A 17,676-nucleotide genomic window follows, 5' to 3' on the forward strand; every position below is an offset into this window, starting at 1 on the left:
CCATTTCAGCATGCATCGGCAGAACGATTTTTCTTTATTGGCTCAACACAATCTCGCCATTTTTTCTGAACAAGAAGCAAGACTTTTATCCAACTTGAAACAACAATGGTTAAAAAAGCCCTCTTTAGCCGGTGTGAAGATATTGCACAATATTCCGTTAACGTACGAAACACTCGTGAAACTGGAATCGCTTCTGGCCGCAGGAGCAGAATTAACCGTGACGCACACGAAATTTCTACCCATTCCTCCAGAACCATCCATTGTCTCATTACTCGCTCAACTTGGTATTCCTTTTATTGCAGATCATGCCGACGTGCAAGGTGAATTTGATATTGCTCTGGATTGTTGTGCTGAAGTTCTGGACATGAAGAAAATCACCATCAAGAAAGGAATCGTCGAACTAACACAAAGTGGTGGTGAACGTTATAAACGAATACCCCTCCCTTTCCCAGTGATCAATGTCGATGATTCCAATTTAAAAAAACTGGAAGGTATGTACGGTACAGGCGAAGGATTTATACGTGCTATTAAAGAAAAAACCAAGCAAAATATTACCCATCAATCATTTGTGGTATTTGGTTTTGGCAAAGTTGGTCACGGCATCGTTAAGTATCTTTTAAAAGAAACATCACAAATTACGGTCATTGATCCATCATGGGAGCGCTTGGAAAAAGCGAAGAACTTAGGCGTACAAACGTTGCATACGTCCCACTCGGACACCATTAAAGATTGTGTAAAAGAAGCTTTTTGTATTGTTACTGCTACAGGAAAAGCAAATGTATTATCGCAATTTTTAACACAGGAAGATTGCAAACATGCCTATCTTGCCAATATGGGAGCTGATGATGAAATAGGCGAACACTTTAACGGAGAAAACGTGCTCTGTCAGCGTATGGCCATTAATTTTTCCTTAAAACACCCAACTCTCTTGCATTTTATTGACCCTATTTTTTATGCCCATAATCTATCGGCCCAGCTGCTTCTTGAAAATAATTATGCCAGCGGATACCATGCTTTTCCTGCCTATCTGGATGATTTAATCATCCAATTGTGGAATGCTTATTATCCTATAGACATCAGTGATATCTTTAATTAAATCATGCTATTAATTATTGATAATTATGATTCTTTTACCTATAACCTTGTTCAATATTTTCAATGCCTAGAACAAGAGGTATTCATTTATCCACATGATAAAATCACCGTTAATGACATTGCCCGTTTATCCCCTGATTACTTGGTGATTTCTCCAGGCCCGAAAGCGCCAGAAGATGCTGGTATTTCCTTATCGGCCATTAAACATTTTTATCAAACGATTCCTATTCTTGGTATTTGTCTTGGTCATCAATGCCTCGCACATGCTTTTGGTGGAAAAATCATCCAAGCCCCCTCCATCATGCATGGTAAAACATCCAATATTTATCATCACAAACAAGGTCTGTTTCAAGGAATCCCCAACCATTTTCTTGCAACTCGCTACCATTCTCTAGTCGCAGATATCAACACATTACCAGCATGCTTTGCTATCGACGCCTGGGCCGATGAAACCATCATGGCAATTTCTCATCGTCAATATCCATTATATGGTCTACAATTCCACCCAGAAGCTATCTTAAGCGAGCATGGGTTACAGTTATTAACCAATTTTTTGCAGTATGAACATAAAGCAAGTATTTGAACAATTGATTAGTGGCGAGCATTTATCCACGTCCCAAATGCAACAGATCATCAAGCATTGCATGGAAGGACGATTACATGATATTCAAATCGCTGCTTTCCTAGCGCTCATGCGGATGAAAGGCGAAACAGCCGAAGAATTAACCGCAGCCGCTCATGTTATGCAACAATTTGCCCACTCTATTGATTTGGGCAATGATCTGATTGACATTGTTGGCACAGGTGGTGATGGTCGCAATACCTTTAACGTTTCAACCGTCAGCAGTTTTGTTGCAGCCGCTGCAGGAGCGCATGTTGCCAAACATGGTAATCATTCTGTCTCAAGCCGAAGTGGCAGCGCAGATTTATTATTGCATGCTGGTTTTAAACTTAATCTGTCGGATAATGGCTTAAAGCGATGTATGCAAGAATGCAACATTGCTTTTTTATTTGCCCCTCATTTCCATCAAGCTCTCAAACATGCACGCCATGCCCGCCAACAGTTAGGCATACGTACCTTGTTTAATTTGCTGGGTCCATTACTAAATCCAGCCAACGTTAAAAAACAAGTGGTTGGTGTCTACGCCCATCATTGGCTAAAACCTACAGCGAACGTACTGGCAAATTTAGGCAGTGAGCGTACACTGGTCATCCATTCCCGAGATCATCTGGATGAAATCAGTATCTGTGCCATCACCGACGTCGTAGAATACGTTCATGGAGAATTTAAAGAATGGAGCATTGACCCGAAAAAATATCATTGCGCGCATGCCAGTCTGGATGACATTGTGGTTGAAACACCGGCACAAAGTTTGGCGTTAGCAGAATCTGTTTTTGCCGGACATGCGGGTCCCGCTCGTGACATTATTTTACTGAACAGCGCCGCAGCTTTGTATTGCGCTAACCTCTGCCTTACCTATGAGGAAGCCATCCATAAAGCCGCCATAGCTATTGATAGCGGCTTAGCTTATAAACGATTTATGCAATTAAAAGCACTAACTCAATGTGATAACAACCATGAATAGTATTCTTAATAAAATCGCGGCTCATAAGAAAGAAGAAGTGGCAAAAGCCAAGCGTCTTCGGCCTCTTGCAACATTCATTAATGATGCTCCTTTGCCTGTACGTAATTTTGTGGCTGCACTGCAATCAAATAAACCTGCCATCATTGCCGAAATAAAAAAAGCCTCACCAAGTAAGGGAATCATTCGTGAAGATTTTGATGTGGCTACCATTACAAAACTGTATGCACAACATGGTGCCGCCTGTCTGTCGATATTAACCGATATCCATTATTTTCAGGGCGACCCGTCTTATCTGGCCATTGCCAAGTCTCTTTGCTCTCTACCGATACTGCGCAAAGATTTTATTATTGATCCCTACCAGCTCTATGAAAGTCGTGCGTTAGGAGCAGACTGTATCTTATTAATTGTAGCCATGCTGGATGATGTTCAGCTGCAAGAATATTGTCAACTGGCATTAGAACTAAATATGGCTGTGCTTGTTGAAAGCCACACGCAAGAGGAACTGGAACGAGCATTACTGTTGCCCACACCGCTCATAGGGATAAACAATCGTAGTCTGCACACGTTTAATACAGATATTAGACGCAGTATTGATTTAAAATCTTGCATTCCTTCTGAAAAAATAGTGATAAGCGAAAGCGGTATTCACACACGTGAAGATATTGAGTATCTACAATCTCATGGCATTCATGCCTTCCTGATTGGTGAGACACTGATGCGTTCTAACGATATTGGTCGCTTACTGCAAACTTTGCTTTTGCACTAACATAGAGTATTTTTTAATATCGAGGGAACTATGACGCCACACAAACTTACGGCAGCACTGCTTAAAAAAATAGTAAGTCATGCAGAAAAAAACCAAGAAGGTAATGTAGCAAATTACATTCCTGAACTGGCTAATGTGAATAAAGAAATCACCGCGATTGCAGTGGCCCCCCTTGGTAGTGAGCCAATAGTATATAGCAATTCACCCCTGCCACCAGTCACTTTGCAAAGTGCAGCCAAATTGATCCCATTGATCGGTCTTCTCGAAGACGTTGGCGCCAAGCAATTATTTGAATGGGTGAAGGTAGAACCGTCAGGCGATGATTTTGCCTCCATCACACGTCTGGAACAATTTGGACCAAAACCATCCAATCCCATGCTTAATGCCGGAGCAATTACACTTTGCTCACACATTCCCGGCACAGGAGAACAACAATTTGCCTGGTTAGAACATTGGACCGAAAAACTCTTCAATCAACGTTTACGAATCAATCCTTTGGTGTTTGCTTCTGAAAAACGCACCGGCGATCGTAACCGCTCTCTCGCTTATTTGCTACATAGTCGCCATAATTTAGCAACCAATGTCCATGAAACGCTCGATTTATATTTTTCCTTATGTTCTTATGAAGCGCTTATAGAGCAAGTTTTGTATCTGCCAAGCTTACTCGCCAATTATGGTAAGGATTTCATGACAGGTAAACAAATCATATCCATAGAGACTTGTAAAATTACTCTGGCTATTATGGCAACCTGTGGATTATATGATGAAACGGGAACTCATATGGTGCGTACCGGCATGCCTGCCAAAAGTGGGGTATCAGGGTATACCCTTGCCGTACTTCCCGGTAAAGCCGGCATTGTTGTCTTAAGTCCGCGTGTGAACACCAAAGGCAATAGCATTCGAGGAGAAATCATGTTAGAAGAATTATCTAAAACTATGGATTGGCACTTTGCTTTACCCTAGCTTTTGCAAAAATTTTATAACCGCTTCACTGAATACCTTCCTTTCATGCTTGAACCGGGATCCACCGGAGTTTCTATTGGAGACGGCTCTGGGGTTTCAATGGGTTCAGGTTCAGGTGTATCAGGTGATAATGGCTCAGCAGGCTCCGGTAAAGACGGCGACTCTTCCGGCGTTGCATCTGGTATTTCCGCTGGAACATCAGGTATCTCATTCGGTTCCAAAATAGCCCCCTTTTTATATTTCCCCCAGCAGATTATGCAGGGTTGTCCGCTCTATTACCTAATAAGTATGTATATAATTCTGTAACTCTTCAATCACTCGCGCCTTGTCCTCCAGCAAACTAAACAAAAGATCACCAATAGAAACAAGAGCAACCAATTGACCCTCTTCAGCCACTAAAATATGCCGGCGTTTGGTCATGGTAATGACTTCCATGGCTTTTTCTACGGTATCCGTTATTTGCAATACACTAACATTTGCATGCAAGATGTCTGAAACTTTAGTCGATTGTGGCGCAAGCCCCTTATGCACCAGAGAGCGAACGATATCTCTTTCACTGACCATGCCAAGTAAATTTTCATCATCTGTTACAACCAACGCCCCAATATTATCCTGAATCATCAGCTCAACGCACTGAGCAACACTCACATCAGGATGAATGTAAACAATAGGACGTCTTGGTTGCGGCAAAATTGAATGCAGTAACTGAGACATGCCACACTCCTTGTATTTGTATTAGCAGTAATGAATTAGCCGCATTCGTTATATTGCTAATAGCTGATAGTGAACCCAAACGCTAGCACCTTTATGTACAATTTTAGCACAAAATAACAAGGGACTTTGCCGCATTCTATTATTTAAACAGGAATAAAAAACGTGAGGAGAAATAAAAAGGACAAATTAACAAATCATTACCGAGAAAAACAAAAGGCCTTGATTTGGTGTAATCAAAGCCTTCTGCTAAAAGATCCACTGCTTCAAACTTAGCTGACAACTCGCCAGGAACCATCCGCCTGCCGACAGGCTTTTCCATAAATCTGCTGACTTTTACCACCAATCATTGCATTGGTAATGTACTCACGGCAAGGTTGCTGATTGCTGTAATATGTGCGAGTTGACTTCACAGTGTATTGATTGCCTGTATCCGGGTTTTTCCAAGATATTGCTTTACCGGTGGGTGCTGTCTCTAACGCACGCTGCATTTCCATTCTATCTTGACGGTCCATATATTGGCCTATTTTGCCACCAAGGAACGCGCCCAGCAAAGCACCACCAGCTGCTGCAGCGACTTTACCAGAACCGCCACCAAACTGGCTGCCTAACAAGCCACCCACTACGCCACCAGTTACCGTGCCAACACCTTCATTCGTCACTTGTGCACACCCAGCAAGAAAGACTGATAACGACAAGGAGGCTACTATTAATTTTTTCATTTTAATTCACCTGTTTAATTGTTTGCAAAAACGACGGACATTCTAGCATCAAGGATAGAAATTATCCATCATCCCACCTCAAGAAGACAATATTGAACTATAGACGACTTTTAAGAAATGTTTCCACTTATAAACGAACCCGTGGCGATACCTGGCACAGTAACTCATACGCAATCGTCCCCGCAGCTCGCGCCACATGCTCAACCGGAATATTTCTACCCCATAACTCCACTGCATCGCCCACTTGCACATTAGGACAATGAGTCAAATCAATCATCAACATATCCATGGAAACACGCCCAACCACCGGCGCCATAAAACCATTTACCCAGATGGATGCCTGTGACACATGGCGAGGATAACCATCTCCATACCCTACCGGCACGATACCAATGATAGAAGACTTATCACTTTGCCATATCCCGCCATAACCAACAGGAGAGGCAGGGGGACATCGATGAATTGCACTGATTGAAGAGATAAAATGCATGACTGGCATCAATCCAAGCTCTCTTCCCGTGCTATGAGCAAAAGGCGAAACTCCATATAACATGATGCCAGGACGCACAACGTCCGCGTGAGACTCCGGCAAAGCCATGATTGCCGCGGAATTTGCAATACTTTGCGAATGCTCAAAAAAAGTCAAAGATAATTCCTGAAATGTTTGCAGTTGTTGCTGGTTGCTGACTTTAGAAGGCTCATCAGCACAAGCCAAATGAGTCATTAAACCAATATTTTTATCAACCCACGGACAAGCAAGCAACGCGGCCATAATATTGGGTACTTCGTTAGGAAAAAACCCAAACGATGCATACCAGTATTCACTTTAACCCATACACGAATTGTTTGAGGAAGCGGTGTATCAAGAATCCATTGCAATTGCCGCTTCTGATGAATGACGCATTGCAATCGTTGACTGGCAACATGATACAATTCATCAGCGCCAAATACTCCCTGAAACAGCACGCATTCGCTGCGGCTACCCAAATTCCGAAGCTTCATTGCTTCTTCTAATGAAGCGACACCAAATGCATTAACCTGGCCATCAAGAACAGGTAAAACAGCCGCTAGTCCACAACCATAAGCATTGGCTTTCACCATCGCAATAATGTCTTTACCGCGTGCATAAGATTTTACACAACGAACGTTATGTAACAATGCCGTAGAATCAATGTAGACACGAGTAGGCCTGGTCACGTTAATCTATCCCTTGATAACCATTAAATGCCAAGTCTTCAAAGCGAGTGTATTTACCCAGAAAAGCAACCCGAACTTTGCCAATTGGGCCATTACGTTGTTTGGCAACAATAATTTCTGCCGTTCCTTTATCTGGACTGTCTTCATTATAGACTTCATCCCGATAAATAAAACAAATGAGATCAGCGTCTTGCTCTATGGCCCCCGACTCTCTTAAATCCGACATGATGGGACGTTTGTCATGGCGTTGTTCCAAACTACGGTTAAGCTGAGACAGGGCAATGACTGGTACATTCAGTTCTTTTGCCAAAGATTTCAAACTACGAGAAATTTCAGAAATCTCTGCCGTGCGGTTATCAGCTTTAAAGCCTGGAACTTTCATAAGCTGTAGATAATCAACGACGATGAGTCCCAACTGACCATGTTCTTTCATGAGTCGTCTGGCACGAGCACGCATTTCCACAGGACTTAATGCTGGCGTATCATCAATAAATAATGGCGCCTCAGACAACATATGCACAGCAGAAGTTACCCTCGGCCAATCATCATCGTCTAATTTACCCGTGCGAATATGATGCTGATCAATACGCCCCAGTGATGACATCATTCGCATGGCCAACGAATCAGCAGGCATTTCCATGGAGAAAACCAGGACAGGTTTTCCCGCTTTGATTGCGGCATGTTCAGCCATATTCATCACAAGCGTTGTTTTACCCATCGAAGGACGACCAGCAACAATAATTAAATCCGAGGATTGTAAACCCGAGGTCAGATTATCCAAATCCGTAAGTCCCGTTGCCAATCCGGTAATTGAATCACCGTTATGATACAGTTCATCGATACGTTCAACCGCCTTCACCAGAATGGATTTAATTGGCTCTGGCCCACCCTCAGTCGTGGTTTGCTCGGCAATTGCAAACACTTTAGTCTCTGCAAAATCAAGCAGTTCTGAGACTTCCCGTCCCACGGGATTATAGGCCAAATCTGCAATTTCATTAGCAATGGTTATCAATTGACGGTGGACTGATTTTTCACGAACAATGTCTGCATAGGCTGAAATATTGGCCACACTTGGCGTATTATTTGCCAACTCAAACAAGTAAGCTTCACCGCCGGCTTCATCAAGAACATTGGTTGACTTTAATGCATTCAGGAGGGTGACAACATCAAAAGGCTGACTTTTATTGGCAAGGCTAAGAATCACGCGAAATAAAATTCTATGTTCGGTACGATAAAAATCTGCTTCACATAATTTGGAACTAATCTTGTCCCATACCTGGTTTTCAAGCATTAGCCCACCAATGATTGACTGCTCCGCCTCAATTGAATGAGGCGGCCGCTTCAATGGATCAGATGTTTTTTTCCGCGACTGTACATCTAACATAATACTAATAATTATGATCTAAAACATTATTGTAACTTGAATGATGCATTTTACCATCATGCAAGTCATTGCTTCGCACGTAACCAAACTTGGGTTCTTCCAAGCATGGAAAGCCCAACGTAACCGCGAACATATAACTTGTCACCTTTCTCTGTTAACTTGGCTTTATAGACTTTACCAGATTTTGGATCCAGGATTTCACCACCTTCCCAAACACCTTTACCTTTGTCTTTCAAGCCCCAAAGAAAAGTTAATCCTTCAATTGGCTGGTTTTTAAACTGACCAGGACATTTGGAACAAATACCTGTATCCTCAGGTTGCTTATACACACGAACGATGGTACCACTTAAAACACCATCATCAAGATTAAGGCGAACCACCGCTCTTTTCTTACCTGTTTTATCATCCATGGTTGTCCAAAGACCGGTTAGAGATTGAGCAAAACCAGATGGCAGATACAACACAGCCAAAACCAGCAAAAAGCATTGTTTCCACTGTTTCATAACGTAATCTCCAATTGTTCTTTAGATAGGAAAGAAAGAGATAAGAGAATAGGCGATGACGGATTTTTTTTCAATCTGAAAAATCAGGATCTGTATAAACAGACTCTAAAACCTTAACGCCAATGCTCGTTGTGAACAATGTGGTTCTTAATTTTGACAAATTATCTGTCATTCCCGCGAAATCGGAAACCATGTTAATGTGGCTCTATGTTCTGTTCAGAATGGCTCCCTGCCTTCGCGGGAATAACAACAGATGAAGTGGGGATGACAGAAAAACATTGATACCACCCAACCTATCAAAATTAAATGGAAACAGTAATAGTACTTTTATGAAAGTGGCGCAAAAAATGCTGCAATCTCTTCTTCAGTAAGCACTAATTTTCCGGATTCCTGCATGGACAAGATTCCCGTCACCAATGCTCGCTTTTTTTCCTGCATTCGCAAAATGGCTTCCTCTACCGTCCCTTCAGCAATTAACTTATAAACAAATACTGGGTTTTCCTGGCCAATACGATGGGAACGATCGGTTGCCTGTTCTTCAACTGCCGGATTCCACCAAGGATCATAATGAATAACAGTATCGGCTCGAGTTAAATTTAATCCCGTACCCCCTGCTTTCAAACTGATGAGAAAAATAGCTACCTTTCCTTCTTGAAAGTCTTGTACTACCTCCGCTCGATTTCGCGTATCACCAGTCAGTTTTAGATATTCAAACTGACGTTCCTGCAATTCTTTTTCAATCAATTTGAGCATCGATGTAAATTGAGAAAATACCAGAACGCTTCGTCTCTCTTCCATCAGGTTTTCAAGCAATTCCATTAATGCCTCAAGTTTCGCTGAGGTTCCATAAGCCATTTCTGCCTGAGGCAAAGATAACAGTCTTGGATCACAACATATCTGCCGCAATTTCAACAGAGCATCCAACAATACAATATGACTCTTACCCAACCCCTGCTGTGCAATAGCATCTCTTACCTTTTTCTCCATGCTCAGACGAATTGCCTCATACAAATCTCGTTGAGAGCCCGTTAATTCAATAGTACGAGTCATCATGGTTTTTGGCGGTAATTCACTCGCCACTTCATTTTTTGTACGACGCAACAAAAATGGCTGTATTCTGTGGGTTAATAATTCTTTCTTTTCCTGATCACCATATTTTTCAATCGGTGTTTTAAAAATCTGCTTGAATTGTCTGGCTCCTCCTAAAAAACCAGGCATTAAGAAATTGAAAAGTGACCATAACTCACCCAGATGATTTTCCACAGGAGTTCCCGTTAGACAAAGGCGGTGCGTCGCCTGAAGCTGTTGAACTATCTGAGTGGTTTTTGTACGCGCATTTTTAATAAATTGCGCTTCATCCAGGATAAGATAATTAAATGCATAGTTAAGGAAACGCTTTTTATCACGTTGCACCAAACCATAGGTTGAAATAATCAAATCATAATCATTAAATTCATCGCGATGACGTTCTGTACCATGAAATATTAAAACCTTTAAATCCGGAGTAAAACGTTTGGCCTCTGCAAACCAGTTTCCCATAAGACTGGTAGGGGCAAGAATAAGACTTGCACTCTTAAGATTACCTTGCTCTTTCTCATGCTGCAAAAGAGCAAGCGTTTGCACGGTTTTTCCTAGCCCCATATCATCGGCAAGTACCCCTCCAAACTGATATTGCGATAAACATCGCAACCAATCCAAACCTTGCTGTTGATAATCCCGCAATTGTGTTTTTAATCCTTTAGGTACTGCCGCTTCAGGCAAAGAGTCAATGTTCAGCAACTGCTGCAGTTTCGTGCGTAAGTCTTCTGTCGCCTGCCATCTATTTCTTGTGACAGCCAAAGCCTGTTCTGCTTCCATCATCAACAGCAGTTGATAACGTTTAATAGGCAACTCCTGTTGTTTTGCTGTTCCTCCTAAGCTGTACTGCAATAAAATTCGCAATAAAGGCTTAATGCGTGCTAACTTGATCTTCAATATTTTACCTAACTCTAATGGCAATTTAACGATCAAATCATCGGATAAACTTTCAAGCGTTTTCTCATCCCAGCGGGTAATCAAATCCGTCACTAATGGCACAATACTGATCGGTTTACTATCAATCAGAATACCTAACTGATAAGAAAAAAAATTCTGACCATGCTCATCAAGACGGGAATACCATTCAACTTCTTCAGCATTCAAGACCGTCGTATCGGTTGGATAACTCCATTGCGGCTGCGAAAAAGTGGTGTTCGGGTTTTCCTTACTCTGTAACTCAAATAAACAAGCAACTGCATGCTCACAATTTGTATGATGAGAACAACTGCATTGTGCAGCTCTACCAGGCCAGGTTTTTAAATCAAAATGCACATTATAAATTTGGCTGGAATCCCCTTTGACACGTGCTTTAATTAAGCCATCACTTAAACGGACGTTCAGCACATAACCTTTTCTCTGATAATCTTGTCCTCGATTTAATACATAATTCGGAAACACATCGGCCATCCGAGCCAAAGCTGCTCTCAACATAATGAAGAACCTGAATTTAAGAGCCTTACGATGGACTCTGAGTCAAACCATCTATTTTAACAAAAAATGGGCATACTTGGGTAAATTTATTCTATTTAGTATAAAATAATCATTCCTTGTTTTTGGGTAACTATTGCAACATGCCACAAGCATTAACTTTACTCATGGCTCAAATTAATCCTACCGTCGGTGCAATTACAGCCAATACTGAAAAAATAATTAACGTCATTCAGACTCATCAAGAGCACCATGATGTCATTGTTTTTCCGGAATTAACCATTACTGGGTATCCACCGGAGGATCTCCTTTTTCGCCATGAGTTATATAGGCGAGTTGAACAAGCTTTAGAGACAATACAGAAAAATACGCAGCATTGTTATGTTGTTATCGGTCATCCATCCCTTCACGATGAACAGCGTTTTAATGCCGCCAGCGTCCTGCACAAAGGAATGTGTATCGCTCACTATCATAAGCAAATGCTTCCCAACTACGGCGTATTTGACGAAGAGCGTTATTTCACAGCCGGAAAAGCCAACCCTTGTGTATGGGTTGTTAAAGGCTATCAGCTAGGGTTATGCATTTGTGAAGACCTATGGCAAACAGGGCCGGTGGACCAGTTGATTCAAGCCAAAACAGATCTCATGATTTGTATTAATGCCTCGCCTTTTGATTATGAAAAATACTCGCAACGCGAAACCTTGTTGCGTCATTATGCAAAGCAAGGCCTATCTATTGTTTATGTCAATCAAATAGGAGGACAAGATGAGCTTTTATTTGATGGCCAATCTTTGGCAATGAATCATGAAGGACAAGTCATGGCCCGAGCGCCTGCTTTCACGGAACACTTGCAAACCATCCAATTCAAGAATCACCACCTACAAGGTACGATTACACCGCTATTAGTGCAAGAAGCTTTGATTTATCAGGCATTGGTCTGCGGTTTACGAGATTATATTGAAAAAAACGGTTTTCCTGGTGTTCTTCTTGGTTTGTCAGGGGGAATTGATTCCGCTTTAACACTGGCCATTGCCGTTGATGCTCTTGGTGCCGAACGCGTTCATGCCGTGATGATGCCCTCGCGCTATACTGCCGCCATGAGCCTGGAAGATGCAATGCAACAATTGAATACCTTACAAGTTCAACACACCACTTTATCCATAGAACCAGCGTTTAAGACACTACTTACAACACTTGCCGCTTCTTTTACCGGCTTACCACCCGATGTTACTGAGGAAAATATGCAAGCACGCATACGCGGGCTTTTGCTCATGGCTCTTTCTAATAAAACTGGAAACATGGTCATAACAACCAGTAATAAAAGCGAAGCTGCCGTGGGCTACGCAACCTTATATGGGGACATGGTGGGAGGGTTTGCTGTTTTAAAAGACGTCTTGAAAACACAAGTTTATGCCCTTGCACGCTATCGAAACTCAATTTCAGCGGTTATTCCCGAAAGAGTGTTTACGCGCGCCCCTTCTGCAGAATTAGCTGAAAATCAAACGGATCAGGATACGTTGCCCGACTATACAATTCTGGATGCCATTATTACCTACTACATGGAATATAATTTAAGTGCGGAAGAAATTAGTGAACGTGGTTATCCGTTAGATATCGTGCAGCGGGTCATTAAACTCATTACGCGCAACGAATATAAACGGCGCCAGTCAGCACCAGGCATTAAAATCAGTTCCTGTGCATTTGGGCGCGATTGGCGTTACCCCATTACTTCAGGATTTACGAAATAAGAACCTATCTGCATCGTCTAACTAGCAGGGCTAAAATCTTCGGTTTTCTGCACTACAGTGCTCTAAAATCAAAGCTTTTAGCCTCAGTCTAGCAACTCTGAAATCAGGTTCTCATTTTGTGGCAATCATTATTGGTCGACAATAAAATAGTAAAACTCAAGCAGAGTTGCTTGCAAAAAAAAGCCAAATCGCTAACATGGAATGATTTTAAGATGGATAACAAGGAGTGTCATGAGAATTATTCTTGTTTCTACCGCATTACTTGCCACTCATATGGCGGCGGCAGCAACTCCCATTGATGGTTTATATTCAAGCGTCTTCGGTGGTTATGCCTATATCCCCAATAATATCAGCCGCACACAGTATAGTCTTACACGAACGGATGCTTCTTATCAGGCTGGTTTTGATGCAGGAGGAAGTATTGGCTATAAAAGTAATCCCATGCGTTATGAAGGAGAACTTACGTACCTCAATGCAAACATTAAAAATTTCAAAATCAATGGCGTTTACCAAACCAGTCCAAGTGGTTATTCAAATGCCATTTTAGCAATGGCCAATGCTTATTATGATTTTCCGGCAGTACTCCCCTCCATTCAACCATTTCTAGGTCTTGGGCTTGGGTATGCTTGGGTTAATGCAAAATTAAACAGCGAAGGCCCTTATGGTACAACTCGTTTTACAGGTTCAAACAGTGTTTTTGCCTACCAGGGGACAGCCGGTTTAACTTACAATTTTGCAGAAAATTATGCGCTGAATGTCGGATATCGTTATGTTGCTACCGAGAAAGCCGACAAGCTAGGTAAAATCTTTCAAGTGCATCTGGCTAATGTTGGGGTAATTTACCGTTTTGATGAAGGTCGTTATAAATAAGGATAGAACATGAAGCAGTCATTAAAAATGAGTTTAGCAATATTAATGCTGAGCAACAATCCCGTGCATGCCTTTAATCCAATCAATGGTTGGTATGCAGGCATTGTTCTGGGTGGTAGTTATGCACCTGGTGGGACTCTGACTTTCAATTTGCCCAATACACCAACCACAGGTTCTTGTAGCGTTGGAGCCTCATGTTCTACGAGCACAACCGGTTCTTTTTCATACGATGGCTATGGGAATATAGGAGGCCAAATTGGTATTCGCCTTAGCCATTTTCGTGCTGAACTAGAACCCGTGGTCAATTACAACCCTTATCAAAATATAACGGTTAATGGCATCACTTATACGAGTCCGAGCCAAAGCGAAGGTTTACGTTTGAAAGGAGACACTACCACCGTAGGCGTATTAATCAATGGCTATTATGATTTTTACACGGCAGGTGGTGCTTCCAGTTTTGTTCCTTATATAGGCGCTGGTGTCGGATATGCCTATGTACAAAATGACATTAAGTTTTACTGCAATAACCAGCCGATCACCTGCACCAGCCTGTCTGAAAGCACCAGCAGTCCTATAGGTCAAGGTATTATTGGAGCAGCCTATTATCTTGACGATTTCACTTCATTTGGCCTTGATTATCGCTACATTACCACGGGTAAAATTAACAGCATTATAGATTCACGCGTGCAAGTGCATACCATTAATTTTTCATTTAATGGTATATTCAATTGCCTCTAGGATTAATGTAATTTGCTTACATGTTCTTTCCCTCCTTTTTAAAGGAGGGTAGAAAACGACGTTCATGGCTTTTTAGGGGAAGTTAATGCGTTTTCAAATCCTACCTTCTCTGCTTTCTGCTGACATGATGCGCATTGGAGAAGAAGTAAGTGCTGTAACCCAAGCTGGTGCAGACATGATTCATTTTGACGTCATGGACAATCATTATGTCCCCAATCTTACCTTCGGGCCAGTCATCTGCCAGAAAATGCGGGCACACTTCCCTGACCTTCCGATTGATGTTCATTTAATGGTATCGCCAGTAGATGCCTTAATTCAGCAATTTGCTGAAGCTGGAGCAACACGCATCAGTATTCATCCTGATGCGACCACTCATCTTGACCGCAGTTTACAATTGATTCATGAATACGGATGCAAGGCAGGCCTGGTATTAAATCCTTCCACATCCAGCGAATGCTTGTCATGGTGCATTCATCGTCTTGATTTTTTATTGATTATGACGGTTAATCCTGGTTTTGGCGGGCAAACCCTGATTCCTGAAATGATAAAAAAAATTGCTGCTGTCCATCAGCAATACCCGCAATTGCCAATTTGTGTAGATGGAGGTGTCAATATAGAAAATATTGCACATTTAGCTTCAGCAGGAGCTACTCAGTTCGTTGCAGGTTCTGCTATATTTAATGCTACTGATTATGCTGCTACCATCACAAGGATGCGACGACAATTAAGCCGTATTTAGCCGTTGAACAACCATGAATAAAACTCGACTTATTTTATGTGGATTATGCTTAAGTTTGCCAATTTTTGCGACCCCTGCCGAAACTTACCTGGAAAAATTCCAAGCCTATACTTATTGGAGCAAAAATTTACCGACGTCTCCAGATCCTGAATTTCTTGCTTTTATTGATACCAATACGCCTTTGGCGCAAAAATTAAGAAGAAAATGGCTTTACCAATTGGGCAGAAACAAAAACTGGAGTGCTTATACCCAATATTATCAAAATTTCGATGATATCGGTCTTCAGTGTTATGCATTAACTGCACGCTACCATCAAGGCCAAACACAAGAAGCCATGCAGTCTGCAAAGTCTCTATGGCTAACTGGCCTTTCCCAGCCCGCCGAATGCAATGAACTCTTTAAATTGTTATTAGCCAGTCATGAATTTGATGAGAATTTAATAACCCAGCGTATTGTTTTAGCCTTGGAAAAACGCAATCTATCTCTTGCACGACATTTATTAAAACAATATAAAATTCCACGGCATCAAGATGTTCAAATACTTAACGACATTTATCGAAGCCCATCCCGCATTACCTTACTGGACACGGGAGAGTTACACGATGACTATTATCTGTATGGCCTTAAACGCATGGTATCCATCAATATGGAGCAGGCTATCCAATATTGGCAGCATGTGAAAACAAAAAATTACTCAATAAACAACAACAGCAATCCTTTTTAGCTCATGTGGCCTTATATAAAGCCATGCGCAATCATGAAGACACCTTGCAGTGGTTTGCCAAAATAAAGCCTGAATTTTATAACGATGCTTTACTAGATTGGCGAATTCGTTTTGCCTTAAAGCAAGGTCGCTGGAAGGATGTTGAACATTTAATTCCATTATTGCAAGACAAAGACAATCCTTGTTGGCAATATTGGCTTGCTCGCGCCAAGGAAGCTCGGGGGAAAAAAGCCGAAGCACTCCCTCTGTATGAACACCTTGCCAAAACAAGGAGTTATTATGGATTTCTTGCAAGTTTACGAATTAATAAAAATTTTAGCTTTGAAAATGAACAAGTTGTCACTGATCTGAAAACCATACAGCCATACCAACCATTTACCAATCAAATCAAAGAATTATACCTATCAAATCAAAGCTTGGAAGCGTCGCGATTATTAAATGATTTTGTGATTGAATTGCCGAAAGAAGAAAAAAGTGCATTGGCGTATTGGCTAGCCCGGGAGCTGCAATGGCATGATAAATCACTGTATCTTAGCAATAATAATGAACTCAATAATCAACTGTCTTTAAGGTTTCCAATCGTTCACCAACAGACCATCGCAAAATATGCTAAAAATTATCAAATTCCACAAACCTTGGTTTTTTCCATTATTCGCCAGGAAAGCATGTTTCGTGAACAAGTTATTTCTCCTGCTGGCGCACATGGATTAATGCAGGTTATGCCGGCAACTGCACAAAATATTGCCAAACAACAACACATCTCCTATGAAGACAAAAAACAATTATTTTCACCACAGAAAAATATAAATATTGGAGTAGCTTACCTGCAATATCTGGCAAAACGCTTTGGCAATCATCCGGTGTTGATGGCCGCGGCTTATAATGCTGGGCCAAGGCAGGTAAATTACTGGCTGAAAAATCATCCACCCAAGCAAATTGATATCTGGATTGAAACCCTTCCCTGGCATGAAACTCGTAATTACATAAAAACATCATTGCGTTTTATGCTGTCTATCAATATCGCATGAACGAAAGGCCCGATTTGAGCCCCTTTTTAAAACCATTGTAACTCCCCACGTCATCCCGAGTGCAGCGAGGGATCTGCCTGCAGTGGCACAATTTTTAAAGTAGCGATGGATACAAATCGTTCCATTCAGGATTCAATGCATTAATCAAATCATGCTTCTTTTTTCAAGACCACCCTTTGACTTGTTTTTCTCGCTCAATAGCCATGACGATGCCTGAACAAACTTCAAAATAAACCAGTCGATCCACATTGTATTTTTGGGTAAATCCAGCCACCAGTTTATTTTTGTGTTCATAAACACGGCGTATCAAATCATGGGTAACACCGGTATACAAAACATTATTGTGTTTATTGGTCAGAAGGTAAACGTAAGACTCCGTATGCATATACTATTCCTT

At 41.6% G+C, this 17,676-nt stretch carries 15 protein-coding genes and 3 pseudogenes; 10 read left to right on the forward strand and 8 right to left on the reverse strand.

Going from position 1 to position 17,676, the window contains the following annotated elements:
- The first annotated feature begins 10 nt into the window (after positions 1-10).
- Genes LOA_RS08595 through glsA form a run of 5 tightly spaced genes read left to right on the forward strand, consistent with a single transcriptional unit; the run spans position 11 to position 4,410 of the window.
- A complete protein-coding gene (locus LOA_RS08595) occupies positions 11-1,096 on the forward strand; it encodes an NAD(P)-dependent oxidoreductase (RefSeq protein ID WP_025385976.1) in 1,086 nt (361 codons plus the stop codon).
- A gap of 3 nt (positions 1,097-1,099) precedes the next feature.
- Complete coding sequence (locus LOA_RS08600; RefSeq protein ID WP_025385977.1) at positions 1,100-1,678, forward strand: aminodeoxychorismate/anthranilate synthase component II; 579 nt, start codon at positions 1,100-1,102, stop codon at positions 1,676-1,678.
- The gene (gene trpD, locus LOA_RS08605; RefSeq protein WP_025385978.1) at positions 1,656-2,681 is read left to right on the forward strand and encodes an anthranilate phosphoribosyltransferase; all 1,026 of its coding nucleotides are present in this window, start codon (positions 1,656-1,658) and stop codon (positions 2,679-2,681) included. Before LOA_RS08600 ends, trpD begins: the two co-directional genes overlap by 23 nt.
- Positions 2,674-3,447, forward strand: coding sequence for an indole-3-glycerol phosphate synthase TrpC (gene trpC, locus LOA_RS08610; protein WP_025385979.1), 774 nt, complete (start codon positions 2,674-2,676; stop codon positions 3,445-3,447). Before trpD ends, trpC begins: the two co-directional genes overlap by 8 nt.
- Positions 3,448-3,477: 30 nt before the next feature.
- Positions 3,478-4,410, forward strand: a complete 933-nt coding sequence (gene glsA / locus LOA_RS08615; RefSeq protein ID WP_025385980.1) for a glutaminase A — start codon at positions 3,478-3,480, stop codon at positions 4,408-4,410.
- A 14-nt stretch (positions 4,411-4,424) separates the two neighbouring features.
- Here glsA and LOA_RS08620 read toward each other — a convergent pair whose 3' ends face one another.
- The 7 genes and pseudogenes from LOA_RS08620 to LOA_RS08650 all read right to left on the reverse strand — a co-directional run.
- Positions 4,425-4,631 carry a hypothetical protein gene (locus LOA_RS08620; RefSeq protein WP_025385981.1) on the reverse strand — a complete coding sequence of 69 codons (207 nt, stop codon included), beginning with the start codon at positions 4,629-4,631 and terminating at the stop codon, positions 4,425-4,427.
- A gap of 58 nt (positions 4,632-4,689) precedes the next feature.
- Positions 4,690-5,124 carry a CBS domain-containing protein gene (locus LOA_RS08625; protein ID WP_025385982.1) on the reverse strand — a complete coding sequence of 145 codons (435 nt, stop codon included), beginning with the start codon at positions 5,122-5,124 and terminating at the stop codon, positions 4,690-4,692.
- Between the two features lie 269 nt (positions 5,125-5,393).
- Complete coding sequence (locus LOA_RS08630; RefSeq protein ID WP_025385983.1) at positions 5,394-5,843, reverse strand: RT0821/Lpp0805 family surface protein; 450 nt, start codon at positions 5,841-5,843, stop codon at positions 5,394-5,396.
- Between the two features lie 193 nt (positions 5,844-6,036).
- Positions 6,037-7,040 (reverse strand): annotated as a pseudogene (gene alr, locus LOA_RS08635) (alanine racemase); the annotation flags it as partial.
- Between the two features lies 1 nt (position 7,041).
- Complete coding sequence (gene dnaB / locus LOA_RS08640; protein WP_025385984.1) at positions 7,042-8,424, reverse strand: replicative DNA helicase; 1,383 nt, start codon at positions 8,422-8,424, stop codon at positions 7,042-7,044.
- A 65-nt stretch (positions 8,425-8,489) separates the two neighbouring features.
- The gene (locus LOA_RS08645; RefSeq protein ID WP_025385985.1) at positions 8,490-8,927 is read right to left on the reverse strand and encodes a DUF2147 domain-containing protein; all 438 of its coding nucleotides are present in this window, start codon (positions 8,925-8,927) and stop codon (positions 8,490-8,492) included.
- 327 nt (positions 8,928-9,254) lie between these two features.
- Positions 9,255-11,138 (reverse strand): annotated as a pseudogene (locus LOA_RS08650) (DEAD/DEAH box helicase); the annotation flags it as partial.
- A 437-nt stretch (positions 11,139-11,575) separates the two neighbouring features.
- On the opposite strand from LOA_RS08650, the gene LOA_RS08655 reads away from it, so the two are divergent.
- The 5 genes and pseudogenes from LOA_RS08655 (at position 11,576) to LOA_RS16245 (ending at position 17,320) form a co-directional block, all read left to right on the forward strand.
- Positions 11,576-13,180, forward strand: coding sequence for an NAD+ synthase (locus tag LOA_RS08655; RefSeq protein ID WP_025385987.1), 1,605 nt, complete (start codon positions 11,576-11,578; stop codon positions 13,178-13,180).
- Between the two features lie 231 nt (positions 13,181-13,411).
- Complete coding sequence (locus tag LOA_RS08660; RefSeq protein WP_025385988.1) at positions 13,412-14,050, forward strand: outer membrane protein; 639 nt, start codon at positions 13,412-13,414, stop codon at positions 14,048-14,050.
- 9 nt (positions 14,051-14,059) lie between these two features.
- Positions 14,060-14,788 (forward strand): outer membrane protein, encoded by a 729-nt coding sequence (locus LOA_RS08665; protein WP_025385989.1) that lies wholly within the window; start codon positions 14,060-14,062, stop codon positions 14,786-14,788.
- Between the two features lie 85 nt (positions 14,789-14,873).
- Positions 14,874-15,527, forward strand: coding sequence for a ribulose-phosphate 3-epimerase (rpe, locus tag LOA_RS08670; RefSeq protein ID WP_025385990.1), 654 nt, complete (start codon positions 14,874-14,876; stop codon positions 15,525-15,527).
- A 13-nt stretch (positions 15,528-15,540) separates the two neighbouring features.
- Positions 15,541-17,320: pseudogene (locus LOA_RS16245) on the forward strand (transglycosylase SLT domain-containing protein).
- 122 nt (positions 17,321-17,442) lie between these two features.
- Here the strand turns inward: LOA_RS16245 and LOA_RS08680 are convergent.
- Entirely contained in the window at positions 17,443-17,664 is a 222-nt protein-coding gene (locus tag LOA_RS08680; RefSeq protein ID WP_042238880.1) for a GIY-YIG nuclease family protein, read from the reverse strand.
- Positions 17,665-17,676: the final 12 nt, after the last annotated feature.

It is taken from the genome of Legionella oakridgensis ATCC 33761 = DSM 21215, assembly GCF_000512355.1.
GTDB classification, from domain to species: Bacteria; Pseudomonadota; Gammaproteobacteria; order Legionellales; family Legionellaceae; genus Legionella_A; species Legionella_A oakridgensis.